This is a genomic window from Rhodococcus sp. BP-349, from assembly GCF_019835845.1.
Taxonomy (GTDB): Bacteria; Actinomycetota; Actinomycetes; order Mycobacteriales; family Mycobacteriaceae; genus Rhodococcoides.
Window position 1 is genome coordinate 335,950 of the sequence record NZ_JABUDR010000002.1, and the last position, 23,497, is coordinate 359,446.

Below are 23,497 nucleotides of genomic sequence, written 5' to 3' on the forward strand. Positions count from 1 at the left end.
AAGAACCATGGCTGCAATCTCGTACAAGCAAGCGTCCTGCATCTACGACGGCGCCGACAAGCTCGCGGTCGACTCACTCGACCTCGACATCCAGGACGGCGAGTTCGTCGTCCTCGTCGGACCGTCGGGCTCCGGGAAGTCCACCGCGCTGCGCATGCTCGCCGGCCTCGAGGAGATCGACGGCGGCGCCATCGAGATCGGTGGGAAGAACATGGTCGGTGTGCCGTCCAAGGACCGCGACATCGCGATGGTGTTCCAGAACTACGCGCTCTACCCCAACAAGACCGTCGGCGAGAACATGGGCTTCGCGCTCAAGATGCGCGGGGTCAGCCTGGAGAAGCGTCAGGCCCGCGTCGCCGAGGCGGCCCGGCTCCTCGACCTCACCGAGTACCTGGATCGCAAGCCCGGCAAGCTCTCCGGTGGTCAGCGGCAGCGTGTCGCCATGGGCCGCGCGATCGTCCGTGAGCCCCAGGTGTTCTGCATGGACGAGCCGCTGTCGAACCTCGACGCCAAACTGCGGGTGCAGACGCGCACGCAGATCGCCGCGTTGCAGCGTCGGCTGGGGACGACCACCGTCTACGTCACGCACGACCAGGTCGAAGCCATGACGATGGGCGACCGCGTCGCGATCCTCAAGGACGGCAAGCTGCAGCAGTTCGCCGCGCCGACCGAGCTCTACGACCACCCGGTCAACGCCTTCGTGGCCGGCTTCATCGGCTCGCCGGCGATGAACCTGTTCACGGTGCCCGTCGTGTCCGGTGGCCTGAAGGTCGGCGAGCGTACCGTGCCGCTCGAGCGCGACCAGCTGACTGCGATCGCCGCGGCGGGACTCGACGAGGTGACCCTCGGCCTGCGTCCCGAACAGCTCGCGATCGGTTCGGCGGACGACGAGGGACTGCTGGTCACCGTCGACCTCGTCGAGGAGCTCGGCAACGAGAGCTACCTCTACGCCAGCTTCGACGACACCCGGATCCGCGCTTCGGACGGCACACCGGCCACGATCGTGGCACGCTCACCCAGAAGGGCACCCGCGCGGATCGGCGAGAAGGTCACGCTGACCAAGCAGGAGGGCACCGCGTACCTGTTCCACCCGACCTCGGGGGAGCGGATCGGGGCCTGAGCAGCAGCAGGGGGCAAGACTCGGGTGTGGGAACGTGCCGGGAAGACCGTTCCCACACCCGTCCAACTTCGATCCGGACGCCGCCGCTCCTCGTCTGCGAGTGTGAGGCCACACGATCGCCGATGAATCTGCGGATCGGCGGATTGTTCGTCGATGATGTGTGCTCACACTCGCTGGCGGGCCCTCAGCCCCGGCCGGCGTGGTCGAGCAGCACGTCCGCCGCGTCTCCCGGGTGGCTCCAGGGCCACCAGTGCTTCGCGTCGACCTCGAGGACGGTGAGGTCGGGGACCCAGCGGTCGATGTCCTCGACCAGATCGGGGGACAGGAAGCGATCCTTCAGCGGAACGACGACGAGTGTGGGCACGTCGCACCGCGGTGGTGGTCCGGACAGCATGCGCCGAATGATGTTGGCGCGGTAGAGCTCGACACCGCGCTGCATGTTCAGCGGATCCGCGGCGGGAGCGGGGTCCGCGGGACCGGCCTGGACGAACAGGGTCGGAACGTACTTCCCCAGGACCGGCACGTGGAAGCCCCAGATGTACCAGGACCGGGCGAGCTGACCGAGCACCGACGGCCACTGGGTGGGCCGCAGACCGCGCCGACGCGACGTCTCGCGGAGGTGGTCGATGCTGGGACCGGAGACGGACGTGAACGATCCGAACACCTCGGCGGCGCGGGGATCGCGCATCGGTTCCCACATCTGCACCGAACCCCAGTCGTGGGCGAAGGCGTGGACCGGTCCGCGGAGATCGGGGATGGACTCCACCACCGCATAGGTATCGTCGGCCAGGCGTTCGATGGCGAACGACTCGGACCGTTCGGGGTGCTCGACGACGGTGCGGCCACCACCGCGGGTGTCGTAGGCGATGACGCGGGCGCGATCACCGATGGCGTCGATCATCGGGTGAAACATGGTTTGGTCGTCCGGATACCCGTGCACGAGCAGCACCGTCGTGTCCGACTCCGGGTCGCCGTACTCGAACACGGCCAGTGCGGCACCCGTCGAGTGAGCGGTCCACCTGCTGTGCGGCTCGGTCATCCTGCCTCGCTTCTTCTGTACAGCGACTCTCCTCGGAGCAGTCGCGCGACGAGGTGCAGCCGCACCTCGTCCTGCTCGGGCTGCGGATGCACCACGGCGGAGAGAGCTTCCCCGTCGAGGAGGTGTACCACCGTGAACAGCACCGTATCGAGTTCCGCCGCGGGAATCGTGCCCGCGATCGGCAGCGAGCGTCCGAGGTAGGTGATCTCCTGGTGGTAGCGCACGGTGAACGGAACGAGACGCTCCCGCAGTGCATCGTCACTCCGGGCGGCGATGAGCAGCTCGTACCACGCGCCGTTGATGGGCGCCCGGCACGCGGCACGCAGCAACGTCAGGCAGTGCTCGACGGACGCCGAGCCGAAGCCGGACAGCCCGGCGCGGAACTCCTCGAACTGGCGCCTCCGGACCTCGTCCGCCGCGGCCACGACGAGATCGAGACGCGTGGGGAAGTGCCGGAAGAGCGCGCCCGACGACACACCCGCGCGGGTCACCACCTCGTTGACCGTCGTCGCGGCGTAGCCCCTCTCGCACAGCGACGCGATGGTCGCGTCGAGGAGGCGCGCGATGGTGTCGGTCCGGCGCTGCTCCTGCGTTCGTCTCACACGGACACGGTAGTGGCCGCAGGTGTCCTCACGCCCGCTCGCAGGAATCGGCCGGCGCGCTCGGACACACCGAACCAGGAGGCGAATCGGCCCTCGCGGTACGCGACTCGTCCGCCGACGAGCGTCGCGGTGACCGCGGTGTCGTTACGGTTGACCATCCGACTCAGCCCGCCGAACTCGGGCATCGACTCCTCGTTGTAGGCGTCGACCTCGTCCGTCAGTCCCGCCGGGTTCACCACGACGATGTCCGCACGGTCACCGAGGCGCAGGTGCCCGGTGTCGACGCCGTAGAAGTCGGCCAATTCGCCGCTCAGCTTGTGCGCTGCCTGGCCCACTGTCAGGAAGGACTCGTGCGCGTCGTGCACCCGACGGAGCAGGCGGATCCCGAAGTTGTAGAACGCCATGTTCCGCAGGTGCGCCCCGGCATCGGAGAACCCCACCGTCACGCCGGGCTTCGTGATGAGCTTGTCCATCTGCTTACGGCGGTGGTTGGCGATCGTGGTGTGCCAGCGTAGTTTCCGGCCGTGCTCGACCACCAGGTCGAGGAACGCGTCGACGACGTGGATTCCCTGCTCCTGCGCCAACTCGGCGATGTTCTTGCCGATGACGGACGAGTCGGGGCACTCGGTGATGATGACGTCGCCGAAGTCCCGGTGCCACACGCGGGAGGAGAACTTCTTCTCGAAGTCCGCGCGGAACCAGCGCCGGTAGGCCTCGTCCTTCAGCAGTTCGTTACGGCCGAGCTCTTCACGCAGGTGCAGAGCTGCTCTGCCGGAACCGAACTCCTCGAACACGACCAGGTCGATTCCGTCGGAGTAGACGTCGAACGTCGTGGGCAGGTGCTGCCAGCGGAACTGGCCCTTGCCAGGTCCGTTCACGATCGCGGCGAGAGGACCGAAGATGTGGTGGATCCACGGCGACGCCTTGGCGTCGGCAGCGGCGAGCAACGAGACCTTCAGTGCGCGTCGGCCGATGCCCGTTGCGGCGCCGAGGAAGAACACCATGTCGTACTTGGTGTTCAGGTTCGGGATGCTCTGCAGGAGACGGCCGCGGCGCCGCAGGATCTTGTGCAGGCGGCGGAACTCCGACCACGATGCGTAGGACGACGGCAGCGAGCGCGAGCGGTATCGGTCGCCGTCCAGCTTGTCCCAGGGATTGGTCATCGTGGACATGCCGAGCATGCCGGCGTCCAGTGCCTTCCCGAGTGCGTCCTCCATCTGCGCCGTCTCCTCGCGCGTCGGACGCTGGGAGCGGTCGGTCGACCGGTCGAGTCCCATGACGTGGGCGCGCAGATCCGAGTGGCCCACCAGTGCAGCGATGTTCGGTCCGAGCGGAAGTCGTTCGAGCGCGGCGATGTAGTCCTCGGGACCCTTCCACGTCTTGTGCGTGTCGACGGCCTTGAGCACGTGATCACGGGGGAGGGCCTCGACGCGGCTGAACAGGTCGGCGATGTCGACGGGAGTCGAGTACAGAGTGGAGAGCGAACAATTGCCGAGCAGCACCGTCGTCACGCCGTGGCGGACCGACTCGCTCAGGCCCGGACCCACCAGGACCTCCGCGTCGTAATGGGTGTGCACGTCGACGAAGCCCGGCATGACCCACTGGCCGGTGGCGTCGATGACCTCGGTGTCCGGTCCGACGGCCAGCGCGTCCGAGGAGACGGCGCGGACCACCCCGTCGACGATGCCGACATCCCGGCGAACCCCCGGTCCACCGTCGCCGTCGAAGACGGTCCCGCCGCTGATCACCACATCGAAGTGCGACTCGTTCATGTGACCTCCATCACTGTGCGATGGGCTCACCGTAACTTAGAGAGTGATCACTCGCAATAGTGGGACTTCGTCCCCTGTGCGTCTTTTGCGTATCCAGAGATTCGCAAACGGCGCACGGGGCCGGAGGCCACTCAGAACGCGAGAGGACGGTGCGACTCGCGCACATAGGTCCAGGTCGAGGACGGACGCACCAGCCCCGCCGACTCGAGGTCCACGCCGTCGTCGTCGATCGTCGAGGTCAGGAAGGTGCGGTCGGACTCCTCGAGGGCACGCGACTGCACCTCGGCGAACGCCTCGATCGCGATGCGGTGGTACTCGTCGAGCGGGTTCTGCCGGCCGAGTGCCCGGAGATGAATGCTCTCGCGGACATCGCCGAGGTGCGCCAGGTAGTCCGACCACGCGCGATCGAGATGGTGGAGAACGATGCGCCGGGCGGCGCGTACGCGGGCGTCGGAGTCGACGGCCTCCAGTTCCGCGGCACGCTCGGGATTGCGGGTGGCCAGCAGGTCCCACGCCTCGTCGGTGCCGAGCAGCGCGGCCCGACGCGTGTCGAGGATGTCGCGGTGCTGGGCGGTCAGTTGGTTGTACCGCCAGGTGGACGCGTGGGTGTCGAGCATCGCGCCCTCCGCGATGCGCTGCGCGTGGTCGATGCGCTTGGCCGCGACCTCCGACTCGAGGAAACCCGTGTCGTCGGGGTGGCCGGGTCGATCGCTCTTCTCCAGATAACGCGTCACCAGCGAGTCGTCCCAACTGGCGAAGAACACGGAGCGGCCCGGATCACCCTGTCGCCCTGCGCGTCCCCGTAGCTGGTTGTCGAGACGCTCGGTGACGTACCGCGCCGTGCCGATCACGAGAAGGCCGCCGAGGTCGGTCACGCCGTCTCCGAGCCTGATGTCGGTTCCGCGGCCGGCGATCTGGGTCGAGACGGTCACCGCATCGCGCAGTCCGGCCCGCGCGATGATCTCGGCCTCCTCCGCGTCGTTCTTCGCGTTGAGGGCGACCACCGGCACTCCGGCGTCCTCGAGCCGGGCGGCCAGCGACTCGGACTCCTCGACGTCGTGCGTCCCGACGAGCACGGGCTGCCCCGTGGCGTGGGCTTCCAGCACCGCGGCGACGACGGCCGCGTTCTTCTCGGGAGCGGTGGCGTACACGCGGTCGACCTCGTCGACGCGGACGAGCGGCTCGTTCGGCTCGACCACCGACACCCCGAGGCCGTAGAACGTCCGAAGCTGTTCTCCTGCTGCCAGAGCCGTTCCGGTCATTCCGCACACGCGGCGGTACCGACCCATCAGGGCCTGCACGGTGATGGTGTCGAGGACCTGCCCAGTCTCCGTGCGCGCCAGGCCTTCCTTCGCTTCGACCGCGGCCTGGAGACCGTCCGGCCAACGCTGCAGCTCCGCGACACGGCCGCGGGAGGCGTTGACCAGCTGTACCCGACCGTCCCGCACGATGTAGTCGACGTCCCTGCGTACCAACACCTCTGCGTGCAGGGTGAGATTGACGCGCACCAACGTGGTGCCGACGTGCTCCTCGCTGTAGAGATCGATCCCGCCCAGTGCGTCCTCGAGCTTCTCGGCCCCGGCATCGGTCAGGAACACGTTGCGACGCTCGGCGTCGACCTCCCAGTCGGTGTCCGCGTCGAGGGATCGCACGGCGTCGAGCACGTCGTCGGCCGACACGTCCTGATCGATCGAGCCGGCGAGAACCAAGGGCACCAGAGCTTCGTCGACGAGCACCGAGTCGGCCTCGTCGACGATGGCGACGTCCGCGGTGGGGGAGACCAGCGTGTCGACGTCGTCGACGAGATGGTCGCGCAGTACGTCGAAGCCCACCTCGTTGACCGAGGCGTAGGTGACGTCGCACCCGTAGGCAGCGCGCCGCTCGTCCGCCGTCGACTCCGCCGTGATCCACCCGACCGTGACTCCGAGCGCGTCGTAGAACGGGCTCATCCACTCGGCGTCGCGTCGAGCGAGGAAGTCGTTGACCGACACCACGTGCACGTCCCTGCCCTGCAGCACGTAGGCGGCGGCCGCGACGGCGCCGGAGAGTGTCTTCCCCTCACCCGTCGCCATCTCGATGACGTCGCCCTCCAGCAGCCGTACGGCTCCGTAGAGCTGAGTATCGAAGGGCCGCAGGGACAATGCGCGATCGGATGCCTCGCGGGCGAGAGCGAAGAATGCGGGAACGTCGAGCGTTCCGGCTAGTCGTAGGTCATCGGCGGCTGCACGCAGGCCGTCCGCGTCGAGGTCGCTGTGGCGCTCCTCGAGCGCCCGGGCTGCCTCCACGGCACCTTGCGACCGCGCATGCCCCTTCGCGACCGAACGACCGAGCAGGGACCAGAACCGTGACGCCATGTTCGCCAGGCTACCGACGGCCTCGTATGTGCGGTCACAAGCCGTGTGCACACCCCTATCGGTGACCGCACACCCTCTGCTGCCGGTGGGGAGGGGTGTGCGGTCACTAGAAGGGGTGCGCACACCCGTTGTCGCAGCGCGTCCGACGCGGGAACCGCCTCATCTGAGACGGTCGCGGCCGGACGGCTAGAGAGGACGACGTTCACCATGGTCACCGTGGGCATCGCATGGCTGCGCGACGTGCGTTGTTCGAAGGTCCAGGCCACCGGGGGGCCGTCACGCAGGAGTGATGCGCCGACTGGGGAGTGGGCTCGAGTACACGACGTTAGTGGTGATGGAGCCGAGGGTGGCGAGCCGGCCGGTGACACGTTCGAGATCCCGCATCGAGCGGGCGAGGACCTTGATGATGAAGCAGTCGTCACCCGTGACGTGATGCGCCTCGATGATCTCCGGGGTGGACGCCACCAGTGCGTCGAACGGACCGTAATTACCCGACGGGTACGCCAGGCGGACGAACGCCGAGACCGTGTAGCCGAAAGCCTCGGTGTCGACAGTGACGGAGTAGCCGGTGATGACGCCGATGTCGGTCAGGCGACGGACGCGGTCGGCCGTCGCACTCGACGACAGGTTTACCACTCGGGCCAGATGTGCAACGCTCGCGCGCCCGTCACTCTGCAGCTCGTCCAGCAGTCGTCGGTCGATCTCGTCGACCTCGGGGTATGGATTACGCGGCACAAAGAAACCGATACCGGCCGATCGACGCCGGATCGTGCGATCAGCCGGTGATCACCACTTCTCCCAGTCGCCCGAACAGGATTGGCTGAGGTCATGGAACAGACACCGTCCGCCGCCGACTTCTTCGCCGCGAAACTGAGGTTCGAGACAGATCCCGCCGATCTTGCCGCCGAGCGATCCCGCGGTGCGGGGCCGCTGCTCATCGACGTTCGTTCGGACGCGTCCTGGAGTGCGGGACGCATTCCCGGAGCGGTGCACATCGTCGGGGCCGATGTGGGCACGCGCATCGCCGAGGTGGAGGCGGATCGCGACGCCGACATCGTCGTCTATTGCTGGGGACCGGGATGCAACGGCAGCACCCGAGCGGCCCTGACGCTCAGTCGCCTCGGCTACTCCCGCGTGCGGGAGCTGATCGGGGGATTCGAGTACTGGACACGGGAGGGTTTCGCCGTTGTGTCCGACACCGGACGTACACGGCGAGCACCCGATCCACTCACCGCTCCGACGACGTGACCTCACTCAGCCACCCGGACACGAGCTCGACGGCCTCCGGCGCAGCCACGGCCGTCGCGTGGTCGTACCCACGCAGCTCCTCGTACTCGGAGCCGGCGATCAACGATGCGGTGCGTCGGGTGTCGTCGATACGCTGGACGTCGCGCGAACCGACGTAGAACAGTGTCGGCGCCGTGATGGCGCGGACGGCGTCGTCGGCGATGCCGGGATCGTCGTCCGATGCTCGGAAGTACGCGGCCAGTGCCTCGGAGTCGTTGCGTAGGAACGCGGCTCGGGTGCCGGAGTCTACCGGGAAGCCCCGGCGACTCGACCACTCGTCCACGAAGCCGTCCATTCCCCGTTCGGCGAGGACGTCGGCGCTGCCGTCGAAGAACAGGCTGTCCAGCGCGCCCTTCTGCGGCCCCGATCCGGCTCCGCCCACGACGAGTGATGCGACACGCTGGGGAGTGCGGGTGACCAGATTGAGGCCGGACCGCCCGCCGAACGAGTAGCCGACGTAGTGCGCGGCGGCCACGTCCGCGGCGTCCAGGACGGCGACCAGATCCTCGCTGACACGGTCCATCGAATAGCTGTCGACGGTGCGAGGAGCGTCGCTCCGTCCGTGTCCACGCTGGTCCACGAGGATCAGGCGGTAGGTGTCGCACAGCGCGCGCACGTATCCGAACGTGCGCCAGATCTGGTGCGACAACAGGCTGCCGTGCACCAGCATCACCGGCGGGCCGGCGGGGTCACCCGTCACCGACCAGGCGATGCGGGTGCCGTCCACCGGGTTCGTTGCGAAGTCCACGGTGACATGGTCGCAGGTGAACAATCTCAGGCGGACGTCGAGGTGAGCCCGTCGCTGGTGAGATCGACCCGCCGCGTGATTCCCAGCGCATCGAGGAACGCCTCGTCGTGGCTGACCACGATCAGGGCTCCCCGGTACGACGACAGCGCCGTGCTCAGGTGCGTCCTCGACGCGACGTCGAGATTGTTCGTGGGTTCGTCGAGGATCAGCAACTGCGGTGCCGGATCGGCCAGCAGCAGCATCGCGAGGGCCGCGCGCACCCGTTCCCCGCCCGACAGGGTGTGCACCACCGCGTCGGCCCGCCGACCGCGGAAGAGGAAGCGAGCGAGCCGAGTTCGGACGTTGGTGATCGAGGTGTCCGGTGCCGCGCGGCGGACGTTCTCCACCACGGACGCGTCGTCGTCGAACACGTCGAGCGACTGCGGCAGGACCGCCGTCGGTACCGACGACGACAGAGCCCGTAGGAGCGTCGTCTTGCCGACTCCGTTGTCCCCGACGAGCGCGATGCGTTCCGGGCCCACGACGGTGAGCTCGACCGTCCTGTCCGGGTACCGACCGTCAAGATCGAGCAGCATCTCGCCCGTCGACGCCACCGACTTCGACGCGTGCACCGCCGTCTCGGGAAGATCCACCACGATCTCGGTGTCGTCACGAATCATCTCGTGCGCCTCGTCGACGCGGGCGCGCGCATCCGCCACACGGTCCTCGTGTCCGATGCGGTACTTGGCAGCCGACTCCTGTGCGGCGCTGCGCCGGTTGTTGGCGACGATCTTCGGTACCCGCTTCTCGCGAGATGCCTTCGCCCCCATGCGTCGCCGGTGGGCCACGGTGATCTGCGCCTCGACCAGATCCCGCTTCTGCCGGCGCAGATCCTGATCGGCCGACCGCGCCGCGGCCCGCGCCGCCTCCTGCTCGCCCTCCACGACGTTCCGGTAGTGCGTCCAGTTGCCGCCGAACATCCGGAGCGACGCGGGCGACGACCGTACCGAGTGGAGTTCGGCGATGTCGTCCATGGTGTCGAGCAGGCCCTGGTCGTGACTCGCGACGACGACGGCGCCGGAGAATTCGTCGAGTACTCGTCTCAGAGCGGATCGAGCTCGTCCGTCCAGGTTGTTGGTCGGTTCGTCGAGAAGCAGAACGGAGGGCCGCCGGATCACCTGACCGACGAGTGCGACGAGCGTCGACTCGCCCCCCGACAGGGTTCTTATCGGTCGATCGAGATCTGCTGCCGTGCCGAGACTCTCGCCGAGGCCGGCCGAGTCGAGCAACGCGAGAGTGCGCTCCTCGACGTCCCAGTCCGTACCGACGACGGTGAAGTCGTCGGAATCGGTGCTGCCGTGCTCGATGCGTGCCAGGGCCTGTCGGACGTCTCCGATACCGAGGAGATCGGCGACGGTGTCCGAGACGTTCGTGACCACCTGCTGGGGAAGATGGCCGACGGTGCCCGTGACGCGCACCGACCCGCGCTGCGGTCGATACCGCCCGGTGATCAGGTGCAGCAGAGTGGATTTGCCCGCTCCGTTCGTGCCGACGAGGCCGGTCCGACGCGGCATGAACGACGCGTCCAGGCCGTCGAGGACAGGCCGGCCGTCGGGCCAGGAGAAGGTGAGATCGGAGAGAACGACGGAGGGTGATACTGACATGGAGCACCTCGAGAGGAGTGTCGTGCCACCGCGACGTGCGCGTCGGTGGGATCCGCACTACTTACGAGAGGAGCAACTGCCTGTCCGTTCGTCGGGGACGATGAGTCACACACTGTAGGTCGGCCGCGTGGAACGGTCAACAGTGATATCGAATGTGACTGTGCATCAGTCGGTCTCGTCGTCCCGGGTGTTGGTGTTCCGGACGTCGGGTCCCTGGGCCCGCAGGTCGTCCACCTTCGCCATGGCCTCGCGCAGTTCTGCGAGCCACGGGTCGATGTGGTCGCCGGTCAGGCGTACGGCCCAGGCGAGCGCGTCGGCGCGCGAGCGTGCGACGCCGGCGTCGACGAGCGTGTCGAGCACCTTGCGCTCGGGCTGACGCAGTCGGGTCATGACCGGCACCGCGAGGTGGGTGAAGAGGGTGGTGTCGCCGTCGATGGTGACACCCCAGGCGACCTTGCGGCCGTAGCGGGCCTCGGCCTCGTCGGCGATACGCATCCGGTCGTCGCGGGTGGACTCGCGGAATCGAGCGATGCGGCCCTCGACGCCGGCATCGGACTCGGGGGCGTTCAGCTCGCCGATCACGACGATCTCCTCGCGGTCGACCTCGACCGTGGCGGTGCCGTCGAACCAGTCGTCGGGCAGGCGGCCCAGGAACCACTGTTCCGCATCGCCCGCGTCGGGTACGTCTTTCTGCTGCCATCCGCCGGGCCGGCCGACGCGTTCACCGCGCTTTCCGCCGCGGCCGCGGCCGTGTCCGTGCGGTCCGCTGCGTCGGGGTGCGTCACCTCGACCGAAGGGATGTTCGCCGAATGGGAAGTTCTCGTGATTCATGGTGTTCTACTCTCGTCAGTGGCGCGATTACTTGATTACAACGCCAGTGATTACAAGATTACACACGTCGCGTCGAGCGTCAAGAGATCGTCGCGTCGTGTGACCGACGGATCGGTGGGGCACTATCAGTGCGTGCCTTCGCTGATGTCTCGACCGTCCCGCCGATTCGGCCCGTCCTCCAGCAGTGGACTCCGTCTCGCCGCCGCGACCATCGCGGTCGCGCTCGCCGCCACCGCGTGCAGTGCCGACGAGCCCCCCGCGTCACGCGTGACGGCCGATCAGTTCGCCGAAGCGCTGAGCACGCAGAACGTGGGAGCCGCGGCAGAGTTGACCTCGGATCCGGCGGCAGCGACCGAGGTGCTCACGCAGATGTACGACGGACTCGGCGGTGGCGGAACGGTCACGGCGACACCGCGTTTCACGGTGAGTCAGGCGGACGACGAGCAGCAGACGTTCACACTGTCCGCCTCCTGGTCCTTCGCGCCACCCGAGGAGGCGGAGGTACCCGCGACCGGCACCGCCTCCGCGACGGCGACCACGACGGCAGCCGCCACCACCTCGGCCCCGGCGGAGGCGGAACGCGTCTGGACCTACACGACGACCGGATCCGTCGCCGACAGCGGACAGGGGCTGAAGGTCACCTGGAACCCGGGAGTCGTCGTGCCGGGTCTGACCCCGGAGACGACGGTCCGCTACACCCCGGTCACCGCGTCGACCGCGCCCCGCGTCGTCGACACCTCGGGAGCGCCGCTCATGTCGCAGCAGGTCGTGACGCTGGTGAATCTCGACCAGACCGCCGATCCCGGCGCTGTCGCGGCACTGGTGTCACCCTTCGCACCGACGGTCACGGCCGAGTCCCTTCGTGTCGCGCAGTCGAGCGCTCCGTCGGTGACTGCCGTGAGCCTGCGGCAGGAGGATCTCGCCCCCATCGAGTCCCTGCTCTCCGCCTTGCCCGGCGTCACTCTGGCGCCGCAGACACGGCTCCTCACCGAGAATCGCGCGCTGTCCTCTCCCGCGCTGAACGACGTGGCGCAGCTGTGGCAGGAGCAGCAGGACGATACCGCCGGGTGGGCCGTGCAGTTGGTGGCCGCCGACGGTTCCGTCGCACAACGGGTGACCGGCGTCGAGGCGACCGTCGGCCCGGACATCCAGGTCACGCTCGACACACTGCTGCAGCTGAAGGCGGAGAACGCCCTCGCGTCGACACCGAACGCCGCCGCCGTCGTGGCGATCCGGCCCTCCACCGGGGATGTCGTGGCCGTCGCGCAGAACTCGGCCGCGGACGCGCAGGGTCCGATCGCCCTCACGGGCCTGTACCCGCCGGGCTCCACCTTCAAGACCGTCACCACGTCGGCGGCACTGCAGGCGGGCACCGTCACCCCCACGACCGTGGTGCCGTGCCCCGGATCCGCGAACATCGAGGGCCGGACCATCCCCAACGACGACAACTTCGACCTGGGATCGGTTCCGTTGCAGACGGCATTCGCGCGTTCGTGCAACACCACCATGGGTCAGCTGGCCGTCGATCTGCCCGACGACGCGCTGCAGCAGGCGGCCCTGCAGTTCGGTCTCGGCGTCGACTACCTGACACCGGGGCTCACCACCGTGACCGGCAGTGTTCCGCCCGCGACGACGCCGGCCGAGCGCGTCGAGAGCGCGATCGGGCAGGGCACCGTCACCGCGTCGCCGTTCGGGATGGCCCTCGTCGCGGCGTCCATCGCGGACGGATCGACCCCGTCGCCGACCATGATCACCGGACGACCCGGTACCGCGGATCGCACCGTCGCAGCCCCGCCGGCGGAGGTGACCGACCAGCTGCGCGCCATGATGCGGGAGACGGTCACCGCGGGTACGGCGACGCAGTTGCAGGACATCGACGGACTGCTCGGTAAGACCGGCACCGCCGAGGTCGCGAGCGGCCCGGCGCACGGCTGGTTCGTCGGCATCCGCGGTGACCTGGCGTTCGCCGTGTTCGTCGAGGGCGGCGACTCCTCCGCGCCGGCGCTGACGGTGGCGGGGTCCTTCCTGCGCTGAGTGGCCTTCGGCCCTGTGCGCCTTTTGCGCACCCCTGGATACGCACAAGGCGCACGGGGTGACCGGATCGTGACCGGTCCGAGTGCTCACCGTGCTGTGTTACTGGTGTGACTCATGTGATTATTGGTGCATGGTTCTGCGTTCCAGGTACATCGTCGCGCTGCTCGCAGTGTTCGTGTCGCTCGCGACTGTCGCCTCGTTCGTGGTGAACAAGCCTCGCAGTGAGGCGGCGGTGCTGGTGGACCGGTTCGTCGCTGCCCTCGATCAACGTGACGTGGCCGCGGCCGCCGCGCTGACCTCCTACCCCAATGCCGCGGCCCAAACGATCGGCGCCATGGTCGACTCGATGGGCCCCGGGGTCTCGACGAGCCGCATGTCGCAGTACATCGGGCTGGACGACGAGTCCGGCTTCTTCACCGTCGACTCCACCTGGTCCTTCGGCGAGCCCCGCGGCCAGGACACGCGCGAGTGGCGCGTCACCACCCAGGGGACGACGCGCAAGCTCGGCGTCGGCTGGCGCATCTCGTGGGATCCGTCGATCCTGGCCCCGGACCTTCGTGCCGGTGGTTCCGTCCGCTACGCCCGCACCGATGCACCGGCGCCGCGCGTGCTGGACGCCTCGGGCGCCGTGATGATGGCGGAACAGAACGTCGCCTCCGTGCGGCTCGATCCCTCCGCCACCTCCGACCTGGCCGACACGACGTCCCGCCTCGCCGACGTCATCGACGTCGTGGCGCCGCTCATCACGTCCGAGTCGTTGCAGTCCGACGCCGCCGCCGATCCCGGCGCGGTGATCACCGCCGTGAACCTGCGTGCCGACGACTACGCCGTGCTGGAGGACGACCTGCGTGCGATCCCCGGTGTGGTCCTCTACGCGGAACCCAAGCTCATCGCCGGTGACCGGCGGCTGACGTCGCCGGTACTGGACTCGCTGCGGACCGTGTGGCAGGACTCCCGCGACGCCACCGCGGGCTGGGCCGTCGAGGTCGCGGACACCGACGGCGAGACCACCCGCCTGGCAGGTTTCCAGGGTCCGGGATCACCCGACATCACGTCCACTCTCGACCCGGCCGTGCAGCTCGCCGCGGAGACCGCCGCCGTCAGCGTCGGGACCCCGGCCTCGATCGTGGTCATGAAGCCGTCCACCGGCGCCGTCGTCGCCACCGCGCAGAACAGTTACGCCAACGACGAGGGCACGCCGGCGTTCACCGGCCTCTATCCGGCCGGAACGTTGGTGGACGTGATCGAGGCATCGGCCGATCGTCAGAAGATCGGATTCTCCGATGCCGCAAGGCAGTTCGGGTTGGGCACCTCGTTCGACATCCCCGGTCTCGACGTCGTCACCGCTTCGCTTCCGGACGGCCAGTCGGCCATGGACCAGTTCCGGGGTGTCAGTCGAACGTCGTCCGCACCGGACATGAAGGTCACGCCCTTCGGCCTCGCCGAGATGGCATCGTCCGTCGCTCGTGGTTCGGCACCGGCTCCGATGATCGTCGGTGGCGTACCCGCTGCCGTCTCCGGGGCGGGGTCACCCGTCGCCCCGGCCGTACTGACCTCGCTGCGGAACACTCTGCGTGACACCGCCCGCAGCGAGGGCGTCAGCGATCCGTCGGTCACCGGGCTCGCCGGAGACAACGGGGACGATCGTTGGTTCCTCGGCACGAAGGGCGATCTCGCCTTCGCGGTCTACATCGAGGACGCCGACGGGACCGATGCCGCGGCGCGCATGACGAACATGTTGATGCGCGAGTTGGCCTCTCCGTCGGAGTGATCACCGGCTTGCTACGTTTCACCCCGTGACCGTCGCCGAGTTCGTCCTGTTGATCGCGGCGGGCTTCGGTGCCGGAGTCATCGGCTACATCACCGGCCTGGCGTCGCTCGTGTCGTACCCCGCGCTGCTGGCGGTGGGTCTGCCACCGGTCGCGGCCAACGTGACCAACACGGTCGCACTCGTCGGGGCCGGTGTCGGTGCCACCGCGTCGTCGGTCAAAGAGCTTGCCAAGAGCGGTCGTTCGCTGCTCTGGCTCACCCTGTGGGCCGCGCTGGGCGGCATCGCGGGAGCCGTCGTCCTGCTGCGCGCGCCAGGGGAGACGTTCGAGGCGGTCGTCCCGATCCTCGTCGTCCTCGCGTCCGTCGCCATGCTGCTGCAGCCGCGGATCCGCATCCTCGCCGGTGACCGGACGTTCCCGGTGCTGTACCCGAGCGCGGTCTTCCTCGTCGCGATCTACGGCGGCTACTTCGGTGCGGGTGCAGGCGTCATCTTCATGGCTCTGACGCTGATCTGTACAGCCGAACCCGTCTGGCGCGCAACGCTCCTCAAGAGCTACCTGCTGGGCGTGGCCAATCTGGTCGCCGCGGTGATCTTCGCGTTCTCCGGCCAGGTGAACTGGCTCGCCGCACTGGCGATGGGCATCGGCACCATCGCCGGCGGAACGCTCGGCCCGCGCATCGTGCGCCACCTCCCGCCGAATCCGCTCCGAATCGCCGTGGCGCTGTGCGGGTTCGGCCTCGCAGCATGGCTGTGGCTGGGCTGAGGAACCGTGTGGGTCAGGCTCGACGACGCTGCGCGAGGCGGGCGACCAGTCGCCACCCGAGCAAGAACACCGCCAGCGTCACCGTTGCGACCACGATGAAGCTGAAGGCCGTTCCCTCGCCGGACACCTGCCGCAACACCATGCCCACGGCCACGGCGCCGATCCACGCGAGCACCCCGGTGGGGACCAGGGACACCGCGACGAACTTCTCGCGGTACAGCGCGTAGGTCACCGCCCATCCCACGGCGAGGCCGACGAGGAACGGCCAGGCCGTCGACAGTGTGCCCCCGACGGTCACGCCCTCCTCGTGGCTGCCTCGGCCGATGGCGCTGAAGACGAGGACGAGAACGACGTCGATCACCGCCGGCACTGCGAGGGCCGACAGGGCGGGAGTGCGGGTGCGCGCGGGCATGCCACCAGACTACGAGGCGCCGAGACACGGAAAGACCCGCACCGGCGCCGGCTGTGCGGGCGTCGAGCGGGTCTTTCCGGGAGGAGGTCAGGCCTGGTGGCCGGCCTCGATCTCGAGCAGCAGGCCGATCTTGTCGCCGACGACGGCGCCGCCACCCTCGAGGGGCATGTCGATGCTGATGCCGAAGTCCTTGCGATTGATCGTGGTGGTGGCCTCGAAGCCGGCGACCGGTCCGTTGCCCATGCCGGCGTTGACTCCGTTGAACTCGACGTTCAGATCGATGGACTTGGTCACGCCGTGCAGCGTGAAGTCACCGGTGAGCACGAAGTCGTCGCCCTTGGCCTTGACCGAGGTGGACCGGAAGGTGGCAGTGGGGAACTTCTCGACCTCGAAGAAGTCGGCGGTCTTCAGGTGGCCGTCACGCTGCGCGTTGTCGGTCGTGATGGAGGCGACGTCGATCTCGGCGTCGATGGTGGGCGCGCCGTTCTCGTCGACCGTGATGGTGCCGGTGAAGGTCTGGAAACGGCCACGGACCTTGCTCACCATCAGGTGGCGGACGGTGAATCCGACGGTCGAGTGGGTGGCATCGATGGCCCACGTGCCGGCGGTGAGCTGGGGGACGGACACTGCTGCAGTCATGACGAACTCCTGTGTGGTTGAAGGTTCAAGCCTCACAGTACACAACCGGACCGCGGTCCGCATCTATTCCCGCGGGGGAGAATCCTTGCCGAGTGGGTGGGTGGCCGACGGCTGTTCGGTCCTGTCGCGCAGTTCCGTCCGCTCGCGTTGCTCGACGGCGAGATCGAAGTGCAGGTCCTCGTGCTGGTGCTTGCGGAAGAGGACCAGGAAGACGACCCAGCCCACGAGAGCCACCAGGATGAAGCTGACCAGGCGGTACACCAGCGCGGACGCGACCGCTTGTGACGCGCTGATGCTGGCGGCGGTGGTGAGGGTCGCGATGAGAGTGGCGTCCACGATGACCAGACCACCGGGCGCACCGGGGATGGACCCCACCGTCTTGCTGGCCGAGAAGGCGATGAGGAGCCCGTAGATCTTCGGATCCGCACCGATGGCGTAGCAGGCGAACCCGAGGCACGCGACGTCCGCGAGGCGGTGCACCGCGGAGAAGCCGAGCGACACCGTGCCGTCGCGGGCACCGAGACGCACCGACTTCACCTGCTCGACGATCTCGTCCAGCCGGGCCATGCCGGTCTCGGGATCGTTGTTGCGCAGCGAGTTGTACTTCGACAGCCCCCAGCGGCCGATACCCACGATCGACTGCGGGTGCGAGCGGACGTAGCGCACACCGGCGATGAGGGCGATCACGCCGGCGACGGGGACGATCAGTGCGAGGGTGTTGGCGCTGCCGCCGACGAGGAAGGCTCCCGTCACGCCCAGGACCGCCAGCCCGAGCGCGGCGATGACGCCGGAGATGGCGAGCTGCCACGACGCGACCACCGGGCTCGCGCCCCAGCGGCGCGTCTCGCGGTAGGTGAACGCCGTGGAGAAGACCTGGCCGGCCGGCAGTGTCAGCGCCATCGCCGTGCTGCCGTAGATGACGGAGAGCGAACGCCGCTGCGACACCCGGACACCGCCCGCACGCAGCAACTGCTTCTGGACGCGGGCGAACGCGGACAGCGAGATCGCCTGCATCACGACGCAGGCCGCAGCCCACCCCCAGTGGATCTCGGTGAGTGCGCGCCACGACTCGTGCAGGCGCGGCCACAGGTAGACACCCTCACCGACCAGCAAGGCCACGAGGGCGACCGCGGCAACCCAGCGCAGCCATCGCCATCTGCCACCGGCGCGGGGCGACCCAGCGGATCGGCCCTGCTCCGGAACTACCACGGCACCGAGAGTAACGAACGGTGCCGACGATCAGCGCGGATAGTCGACCGGGGAGGCCAGGTGCGTCGCGCGGCGTCGCCCGCGCAGCTGCACCTTCTCGCCCAGTTCCCACTCGGACTGCTCGTCCTCGTCGGCGAAGTACAGTGCCGACGTCGACGCGAGAACCCGACTGGGAGTGAACTTCGCGAGTTCCGTCAGGCGCGACGCCTCGTTCACGGGATCACCGATGACGGTGTACTCGAAGCGTTCCTTGGCGCCGATGTTTCCCGCCACCGCCAGTCCGGCCGACACGCCGATGCCGATGTCGAGTCCGGCGATCTCGGTGAGCTCGCTGCGCAGTTCCCGCGCTGCGGACAGTGCCGCGGTGGGTGCGTCCGGGCGATCCAGGGGCGCGCCGAAGATGGCCAGCGCCGCGTCGCCCACGAACTTGTTGACGAAGCCGTGGTGCCGGTCGACCACGTCGACGACGACGCGGAAGAAGTCGTTGAGCAGGTCCACGACCTCGCCGGGGGGACGTTCGGAGGCAGCAGCGGTCGAGCCGACCATGTCGACGAACAGCACCGCGACGAATCTGGTCTCGCCGCCGAGCTCGGTGCCGAACTTGAGGGCGCGCCGCGCGACGTCCTCACCGACGTGCTGCCCGAACAGCTCGCGCAGGACTGCCCTTTCCGACGCGTCGGCCATCATCCGGTTGAAGCCGACCTGCAGGCGGCCGATCTCGCTGCCGTCGAACACCTCGACCTGGACCTCGGTGTGGCCTTCCTGCACCTTCTCGATGGCGCGGCGCAGCTGACGAATGGGGTCGGAGATCTGGCTGGCGGTGAGCATCGACAGGCAGAACGCCTGGATGATCGCCAGCACGCAGAGCAGACTGATGGCGATGGCCAGCGAGTCGGGGGAGAAGACCAGGTCGGTGGTCAGCTGGGTCGCGCACAGCAGCAGGATGCCGACGACGGGGATCAGTGTGCCCAGTCCCCACGTCATCGCCATGCGCGTGCCGACGCCGGGCGTCATCGTGCGGTCGAAACTGCCCTCGCTGAGCGCCTGCGCGGCGACGGGTCGGAGGATGCGTTCGCCCAGCATGTAGGTGAAGCCGAAGGTGATCGCCGCGGACATGGCGACCGTCACCGCGACGGCCACCGCGAGCGACGGCATCTCCGACGCGGTGAGCAGCATGAAGATGACGCCGCCGACGATCCACAGCACCAGGTGCACGATGGCCTGGCGCAGCGGTGCGTGCAGGGCGGCCATCTGCTCGGATCGACTGGGCGGGCCACCTCGGATCTGCCACCGCATGACGCTGCGCAGCATGACGGCGGCGGTCGCGAGGCTGACGACGGCTGCGAAGAGCAGGTACGCCCCGAAGATGAAGACGTTGCGCACCCGATCGACGACGATCGACTCGTTCTCCGGAATGGGCAGCCCGTACCGGACGAAGGCGAACACGAGGATCGCGCCGAGCAGATTGGCCAGCAGCATCGACGCGAGGTACAGCGGCCAGCGACTTCTCAGGGTCAACGAGACCGCACGTAGAAGCGTCAGCACGAGGTCAACTTACCGGGTGCTCGGTTAGGCTTCCTCGGTGACGGACGATCCGGCGGAGTCGGTACACCCTGTGGTACGTGTCGGCGCTGCCTGGACCTGGCGTCTGTTGGTGTTGTTCGCCGGGCTCGTGGTGATCGGCATGATCGTGCACCGGCTCGAGAGCGTCATCGTCCCGGTGGCCCTCGCCCTGCTGGCGTCGGCACTGCTGTCCCCGCTCGTCGACTGGATGCAGCGGCGCGGCATCCCACGCGTCGTCGCGGTGATCGTCTCGATACTCGGCAGCCTCGGGCTGCTGGTCGGCATCCTGACATTCGTCGTCGAGCAGTTCATCGAGGGCGTCCCCGCCCTCACGGATCAGTTCACCGGCAGCGTCACCCAGATCCAGGACTGGCTGACTCAGGGGCCCCTCCACTTCAGCGAGGACCAGATTCGCAGCGCCGGCGATTCGGTGGTCCGGTCGGTGCAGTCGAATCAGGAAGCCCTCACCAGCGGCGCGTTGACCACCGCCGCGGTGATCGGCGAGATGCTCACCGGGGCACTGCTCGTGCTCTTCACCCTGATCTTCTTTCTGTACGGCGGGCAGCAGATCTGGGACTTCCTGTCCCGGATCGTCCCGACGCGGGCGCGCCGCCGCGTCCGATTGGCGGGCAGTCAGGCCTTCGGCTCGCTGGTCGGGTACGTGCGCGCCACCGTCGCGGTCGCCGCCGTCGATGCCATCGGTATCGGCACGGGTCTGGCGATCCTCGGTGTCCCGCTGGCTCTTCCGCTGGCGTCACTGGTGTTCATCGGAGCCTTCGTTCCCATCGTGGGTGCGGTGCTCACCGGCTTCGTCGCGGTGCTCGTCGCCCTGGTCACCAAGGGATTCATCACGGCGCTCATCGCACTCGCGATCGTCATCGCCGTTATGCAGGTGGAAGGCCATGTGCTGCAACCACTTCTGCTCGGCCGGGCAGTCCGTGTGCATCCGTTGGCCGTGGTGCTCGCCATCGCCACCGGCATCGTCATGGCGGGCATCATCGGTGGCCTGCTCGCGGTGCCGCTCGTCGCGATGGCCAACACCGCGGTCCGCTCGCTGCTCGCCGACGATCCCGAGGAGGCGTACGAGGAGATCGCCGACGCGGATCCGTCGGAACCGATGTTCCCGGCCGCACCGAACAGTCCGCACCCCGAGAACCAGAAGCTGAGCCGTGGCGAGGTCGACGGTCCCGCGAGCTGACGCCACCGGTGTCGCGGAGGCACCGCTGTGGCGCGCCGCGGCAGCGTTCCGACTGGTCACCGTCCTGTACGTGGCCGGGTTCCAGTTGGTCGTCCAGGACCGGTACGACGCACCCCGTCTGAGCTGGCTCTTCGTCGTCGTCACTGTCATCTGGTCCGGAATCGCGGCGATCGCGACCCTGACGACCCCTGCACGGCGCCCCGTCGTCGTCGCCGACCAGGTGATGACGCTGGCACTGATCTGCAGCACGCTGCTGGTGGCGAGTTCGGCGTGGCGCCAGGACCACCAGGTGCTCCCGACGACCCTCTGGGTGGCCAACGCCGTGATCGGCGCAGCCGTTCTCGGAGGACCACGGGTGGGGCTCGCCTCGGCGGCGGTGATGACAGCCGCCATCGCCGTGGTGCGCGGCACCGTCGACGGCGAGTTGTGGCGCGACTCGACCGGGCCCGTACTGCTCTCGGTCGGGCTGGCCCTGGGGCTCGCAGCGCGGACGGCACGCCTCGCACGCAGCCGTCTCGACGAGGCGGTCGCCTTGGCCGCGGCGACCGCAGAACGCGAGCGACTGGCCCGCGAGGTGCATGACGGTGTGCTGCAGGTGCTGGCAATGGTGAGTCGCCGCGGCCGTGAGATCGGCGGCGCAGCAGCAGAACTGGCGGATCTCGCCGGCAGTCAGGAGGCCGCGCTCCGCGCCCTGCTGTCCGGGTCGGCCACCGGGCGTTCCGACGGCGCGGCCGACCTGGCCGCGCTGGTGCGCGCTGCGGTGGGCACGCGCGCTGTCGTCTCGGCGCCGTCCGAGGCCGTCGTTCTCCGGGCGTCGGTCGCGTCGGAGCTCGCGGCCGCGACACTCGCCGCCGTCGACAACGCGCATCGACACGGCGGGCCCGACGTCCACGTGTTCGTGCTGGTGGAGGACCTCGGCGACGAGGTCGTGGTGACAGTGCGCGACGACGGGGCAGGAATGGCCCCCGGCCGTCTCGACGAGGCGCGTGCGGAGGGACGACTCGGCGTCTCCGGCTCGATCGTGGGCCGGACGGCAGCCATCGGTGGGCGTGCGAGGGTGGACAGCAGGCCAGGAGAGGGAACGGAATGGGAACTGACGCTGCCACGGACAGCGCCGACGCCTCGGTGACGGTGATGGTGGTCGACGACCACCCGATGTGGCGTGACGGAGTGGCGCGGGACCTCGACGCGCGGGGCTTTCGAGTGGTTGCCACCGCCGACGGTGTCCGCTCGGCCATCGCGCGTGCGCGGGCGACGTCGCCGCAGGTGGTCGTCATGGACATGGATCTCGGAGACGGAACCGGTGCCGAGGGCACCGCGTCGGTGCTTGCGGTCTCGCCCGACAGCCGGGTACTGGTGCTCTCCGCGTCCGCCGAACGGGACGACGTGCTCGGCGCGGTCAAGGCTGGGGCGACCGGCTACCTCGTGAAGAGTGCCTCGATCGACGATCTGGTGTCGGCCGTGCAGGCGACGAGTCGCGGCGATGCGGTGTTCACACCCGGACTGGCCGGGCTGGTGCTCGGGGAGTACCGCCGTATGGCAGCCGCTCCCACGGACGCGGAACCGCCTCCCGTTCTGACCGACCGCGAGACGGAGGTGCTGCGCATGGTCGCGAAAGGGTTGAGCGCCAAGCAGATCGGAACTCGGCTGGGTATCAGTCATCGCACCGTCGAGAACCACGTACAGGCGACGCTGCGCAAGCTGCACCTCGCGAATCGTGTCGAACTCACCCGGTGGGCGCTCGAGCAGGGGCTGCAGTGACGGCGTCGTGTTCACTACTCTGGTCGCCATGACCGGAGACGGCACCGACCCCAGGAACATGCGCGTGAGCGACGCCGAACGAGAGCACGTGGGCGGCCTGCTGCAACGGGCCGTCGGACAGGGGATGCTCTCACTCGGCGAGTTCACCGAGCGGATGGACTCGGTGCTGGCGGCCAAGACGCGCGGTGAGCTCAACGCGGTGCTGGTCGACCTGCCGGGCATGACACTGCAGGGCGGCCCACCCCAGCAGGCCGGACCGCCCGCCGTGGTCCCGAGCGACGCGCTGACGTCGGCACCCGGACTTCCGGCCGCCACCGACGGCGCACCTGTGGACATCCGAGCCACGATGTCGACGGTCACCCGTTCCGGTACCTGGACCGCGCCATCGGCAATCCGGGTCGCGTCGAAGATGGCCACGGTGACCCTCGACTTCAGTTCCGCGGTACTGACCTCACGCGAGGTGCGGATCGACGTGGACGACTACTGCAGCACCATCACCGTCGTGGTGCCCGAGGGTGCGTCGGTGGATCTCGACGGCGTCGACACCGTGGGCGGCAGTGCGACCAACAAGGTGCGCAGTCGGCCCGTCGAGGGTGGTCTGCACGTCGTCGTGCGCGGGCGCATCCGATTCGGGTCCGTCACGGCCAAGCACCCCTTCGGGACGTCCATCAAGCGCATGTTCGGGTAGGAACAGCACCGGCGGCTGAGTAGAACAGCGTGGGACTCGAGTAGTTTCCCGTGTTCCCCCTGT

General features: G+C 68.6%; 21 protein-coding genes. 9 read left to right on the plus strand and 12 right to left on the minus strand.

The genetic code is table 11. From position 1 onward, the window contains the following. The first annotated feature begins 7 nt into the window (after window positions 1–7). Complete coding sequence (locus tag HQ325_RS12025) at window positions 8–1,120, plus strand: ABC transporter ATP-binding protein (RefSeq protein WP_222629789.1); 1,113 nt, start codon at window positions 8–10, stop codon at window positions 1,118–1,120. Window positions 1,121–1,304: 184 nt separating this feature from the next. Here the strand turns inward: HQ325_RS12025 and HQ325_RS12030 are convergent, their stop codons facing one another. The 5 genes from HQ325_RS12030 to HQ325_RS22790 all read right to left on the minus strand — a co-directional run bounded on the left by HQ325_RS12030 (window position 1,305) and on the right by HQ325_RS22790 (window position 7,622). Further along, a complete protein-coding gene (locus tag HQ325_RS12030) occupies window positions 1,305–2,159 on the minus strand; it encodes an alpha/beta fold hydrolase (RefSeq protein WP_222629791.1) in 855 nt (284 codons plus the stop codon). Further along, entirely contained in the window at window positions 2,156–2,761 is a 606-nt protein-coding gene (locus tag HQ325_RS12035) for a TetR/AcrR family transcriptional regulator (protein ID WP_222629793.1), read from the minus strand. Before HQ325_RS12035 ends, HQ325_RS12030 begins: the two co-directional genes overlap by 4 nt. Further along, entirely contained in the window at window positions 2,758–4,533 is a 1,776-nt protein-coding gene (locus tag HQ325_RS12040) for an amidohydrolase family protein (RefSeq protein WP_222629794.1), read from the minus strand. Before HQ325_RS12040 ends, HQ325_RS12035 begins: the two co-directional genes overlap by 4 nt. Before the next feature lie 131 nt (window positions 4,534–4,664). Further along, on the minus strand, window positions 4,665–6,887 hold the full coding sequence (secA2, locus tag HQ325_RS12045) for an accessory Sec system translocase SecA2 (RefSeq protein WP_222629796.1): 2,223 nt from the start codon (window positions 6,885–6,887) through the stop codon (window positions 4,665–4,667). 276 nt (window positions 6,888–7,163) lie between these two features. Further along, window positions 7,164–7,622 carry an Lrp/AsnC family transcriptional regulator gene (locus tag HQ325_RS22790; RefSeq protein ID WP_222629798.1) on the minus strand — a complete coding sequence of 153 codons (459 nt, stop codon included), beginning with the start codon at window positions 7,620–7,622 and terminating at the stop codon, window positions 7,164–7,166. Window positions 7,623–7,715: 93 nt separating this feature from the next. Between HQ325_RS22790 and HQ325_RS12055 the strand changes: the two genes are divergently transcribed. After that, on the plus strand, window positions 7,716–8,135 hold the full coding sequence (locus HQ325_RS12055) for a rhodanese-like domain-containing protein (RefSeq protein ID WP_222629800.1): 420 nt from the start codon (window positions 7,716–7,718) through the stop codon (window positions 8,133–8,135). Here the strand turns inward: HQ325_RS12055 and HQ325_RS12060 are convergent. The 3 genes from HQ325_RS12060 to HQ325_RS12070 form a co-directional block, all read right to left on the minus strand. Then, a complete protein-coding gene (locus tag HQ325_RS12060; protein WP_308014491.1) occupies window positions 8,116–8,922 on the minus strand; it encodes an alpha/beta hydrolase in 807 nt (268 codons plus the stop codon). The two genes, HQ325_RS12055 and HQ325_RS12060, sit on opposite strands and share 20 nt — an antisense overlap. A 26-nt stretch (window positions 8,923–8,948) precedes the next feature. Further along, window positions 8,949–10,565, minus strand: coding sequence for an ABC-F family ATP-binding cassette domain-containing protein (locus tag HQ325_RS12065; RefSeq protein WP_222629802.1), 1,617 nt, complete (start codon window positions 10,563–10,565; stop codon window positions 8,949–8,951). 165 nt (window positions 10,566–10,730) lie between these two features. Then, the gene (locus tag HQ325_RS12070) at window positions 10,731–11,396 is read right to left on the minus strand and encodes a hypothetical protein (protein WP_261778202.1); all 666 of its coding nucleotides are present in this window, start codon (window positions 11,394–11,396) and stop codon (window positions 10,731–10,733) included. Window positions 11,397–11,528: 132 nt separating this feature from the next. Between HQ325_RS12070 and HQ325_RS12075 the strand changes: the two genes are divergently transcribed. The 3 genes from HQ325_RS12075 (at window position 11,529) to HQ325_RS12085 (ending at window position 15,964) form a co-directional block, all read left to right on the plus strand. Then, a complete protein-coding gene (locus HQ325_RS12075) occupies window positions 11,529–13,430 on the plus strand; it encodes a penicillin-binding transpeptidase domain-containing protein (protein WP_374107223.1) in 1,902 nt (633 codons plus the stop codon). Window positions 13,431–13,560: 130 nt separating this feature from the next. Next, window positions 13,561–15,201 (plus strand): penicillin-binding protein, encoded by a 1,641-nt coding sequence (locus tag HQ325_RS12080; RefSeq protein WP_222629805.1) that lies wholly within the window; start codon window positions 13,561–13,563, stop codon window positions 15,199–15,201. A gap of 25 nt (window positions 15,202–15,226) precedes the next feature. Further along, window positions 15,227–15,964 (plus strand): sulfite exporter TauE/SafE family protein, encoded by a 738-nt coding sequence (locus tag HQ325_RS12085; protein ID WP_222629807.1) that lies wholly within the window; start codon window positions 15,227–15,229, stop codon window positions 15,962–15,964. A 13-nt stretch (window positions 15,965–15,977) separates the two neighbouring features. On the opposite strand, the gene HQ325_RS12090 is transcribed toward HQ325_RS12085, so the two are convergent. The 4 genes from HQ325_RS12090 to HQ325_RS12105 form a co-directional block, all read right to left on the minus strand. Then, window positions 15,978–16,376 (minus strand): DUF3054 domain-containing protein, encoded by a 399-nt coding sequence (locus HQ325_RS12090; protein WP_222629810.1) that lies wholly within the window; start codon window positions 16,374–16,376, stop codon window positions 15,978–15,980. An 87-nt stretch (window positions 16,377–16,463) separates the two neighbouring features. Then, a complete protein-coding gene (locus HQ325_RS12095; RefSeq protein WP_027506170.1) occupies window positions 16,464–17,015 on the minus strand; it encodes a YceI family protein in 552 nt (183 codons plus the stop codon). 63 nt (window positions 17,016–17,078) lie between these two features. Continuing rightward, window positions 17,079–18,224, minus strand: coding sequence for a YbhN family protein (locus HQ325_RS12100; protein ID WP_222629813.1), 1,146 nt, complete (start codon window positions 18,222–18,224; stop codon window positions 17,079–17,081). Window positions 18,225–18,254: 30 nt separating this feature from the next. Then, complete coding sequence (locus tag HQ325_RS12105) at window positions 18,255–19,703, minus strand: adenylate/guanylate cyclase domain-containing protein (protein WP_037186160.1); 1,449 nt, start codon at window positions 19,701–19,703, stop codon at window positions 18,255–18,257. A 103-nt stretch (window positions 19,704–19,806) separates the two neighbouring features. On the opposite strand from HQ325_RS12105, the gene HQ325_RS12110 reads away from it, so the two are divergent. Genes HQ325_RS12110 through HQ325_RS12125 form a run of 4 tightly spaced genes read left to right on the plus strand, consistent with a single transcriptional unit; the run spans window position 19,807 to window position 23,434 of the window. After that, a complete protein-coding gene (locus HQ325_RS12110; RefSeq protein ID WP_308014490.1) occupies window positions 19,807–20,985 on the plus strand; it encodes an AI-2E family transporter in 1,179 nt (392 codons plus the stop codon). Continuing rightward, entirely contained in the window at window positions 20,957–22,114 is a 1,158-nt protein-coding gene (gene macS / locus HQ325_RS12115; RefSeq protein ID WP_222629815.1) for a MacS family sensor histidine kinase, read from the plus strand. The genes HQ325_RS12110 and macS overlap by 29 nt, the downstream gene beginning before the upstream one ends. Continuing rightward, entirely contained in the window at window positions 22,072–22,746 is a 675-nt protein-coding gene (locus HQ325_RS12120; RefSeq protein WP_222629818.1) for a response regulator transcription factor, read from the plus strand. The genes macS and HQ325_RS12120 overlap by 43 nt, the downstream gene beginning before the upstream one ends. Before the next feature lie 28 nt (window positions 22,747–22,774). Further along, complete coding sequence (locus HQ325_RS12125; RefSeq protein WP_222629821.1) at window positions 22,775–23,434, plus strand: DUF1707 domain-containing protein; 660 nt, start codon at window positions 22,775–22,777, stop codon at window positions 23,432–23,434. The last annotated feature ends 63 nt before the right edge of the window (window positions 23,435–23,497 follow it).

Bases quoted from the DNA above. Each gene is read 5' to 3' on its own strand.
- HQ325_RS12025 (WP_222629789.1), top strand. From the start codon at position 8: ATGGCTGCAATCTCGTACAAGCAAGCGTCCTGCATCTACGACGGCGCC.
- HQ325_RS12030 (WP_222629791.1), bottom strand. From the start codon at position 2,159: ATGACCGAGCCGCACAGCAGGTGGACCGCTCACTCGACGGGTGCCGCA.
- HQ325_RS12040 (WP_222629794.1), bottom strand. From the start codon at position 4,533: ATGAACGAGTCGCACTTCGATGTGGTGATCAGCGGCGGGACCGTCTTC.
- secA2 (WP_222629796.1), bottom strand. From the start codon at position 6,887: ATGGCGTCACGGTTCTGGTCCCTGCTCGGTCGTTCGGTCGCGAAGGGG.
- HQ325_RS12055 (WP_222629800.1), top strand. From the start codon at position 7,716: ATGGAACAGACACCGTCCGCCGCCGACTTCTTCGCCGCGAAACTGAGG.
- HQ325_RS12065 (WP_222629802.1), bottom strand. From the start codon at position 10,565: ATGTCAGTATCACCCTCCGTCGTTCTCTCCGATCTCACCTTCTCCTGG.
- HQ325_RS12070 (WP_261778202.1), bottom strand. From the start codon at position 11,396: ATGAATCACGAGAACTTCCCATTCGGCGAACATCCCTTCGGTCGAGGT.
- HQ325_RS12080 (WP_222629805.1), top strand. From the start codon at position 13,561: ATGGTTCTGCGTTCCAGGTACATCGTCGCGCTGCTCGCAGTGTTCGTG.
- HQ325_RS12090 (WP_222629810.1), bottom strand. From the start codon at position 16,376: ATGCCCGCGCGCACCCGCACTCCCGCCCTGTCGGCCCTCGCAGTGCCG.
- HQ325_RS12095 (WP_027506170.1), bottom strand. From the start codon at position 17,015: ATGACTGCAGCAGTGTCCGTCCCCCAGCTCACCGCCGGCACGTGGGCC.
- HQ325_RS12105 (WP_037186160.1), bottom strand. From the start codon at position 19,703: ATGCTGCTGGCCAATCTGCTCGGCGCGATCCTCGTGTTCGCCTTCGTC.
- HQ325_RS12120 (WP_222629818.1), top strand. From the start codon at position 22,072: ATGGGAACTGACGCTGCCACGGACAGCGCCGACGCCTCGGTGACGGTG.
- HQ325_RS12125 (WP_222629821.1), top strand. From the start codon at position 22,775: ATGACCGGAGACGGCACCGACCCCAGGAACATGCGCGTGAGCGACGCC.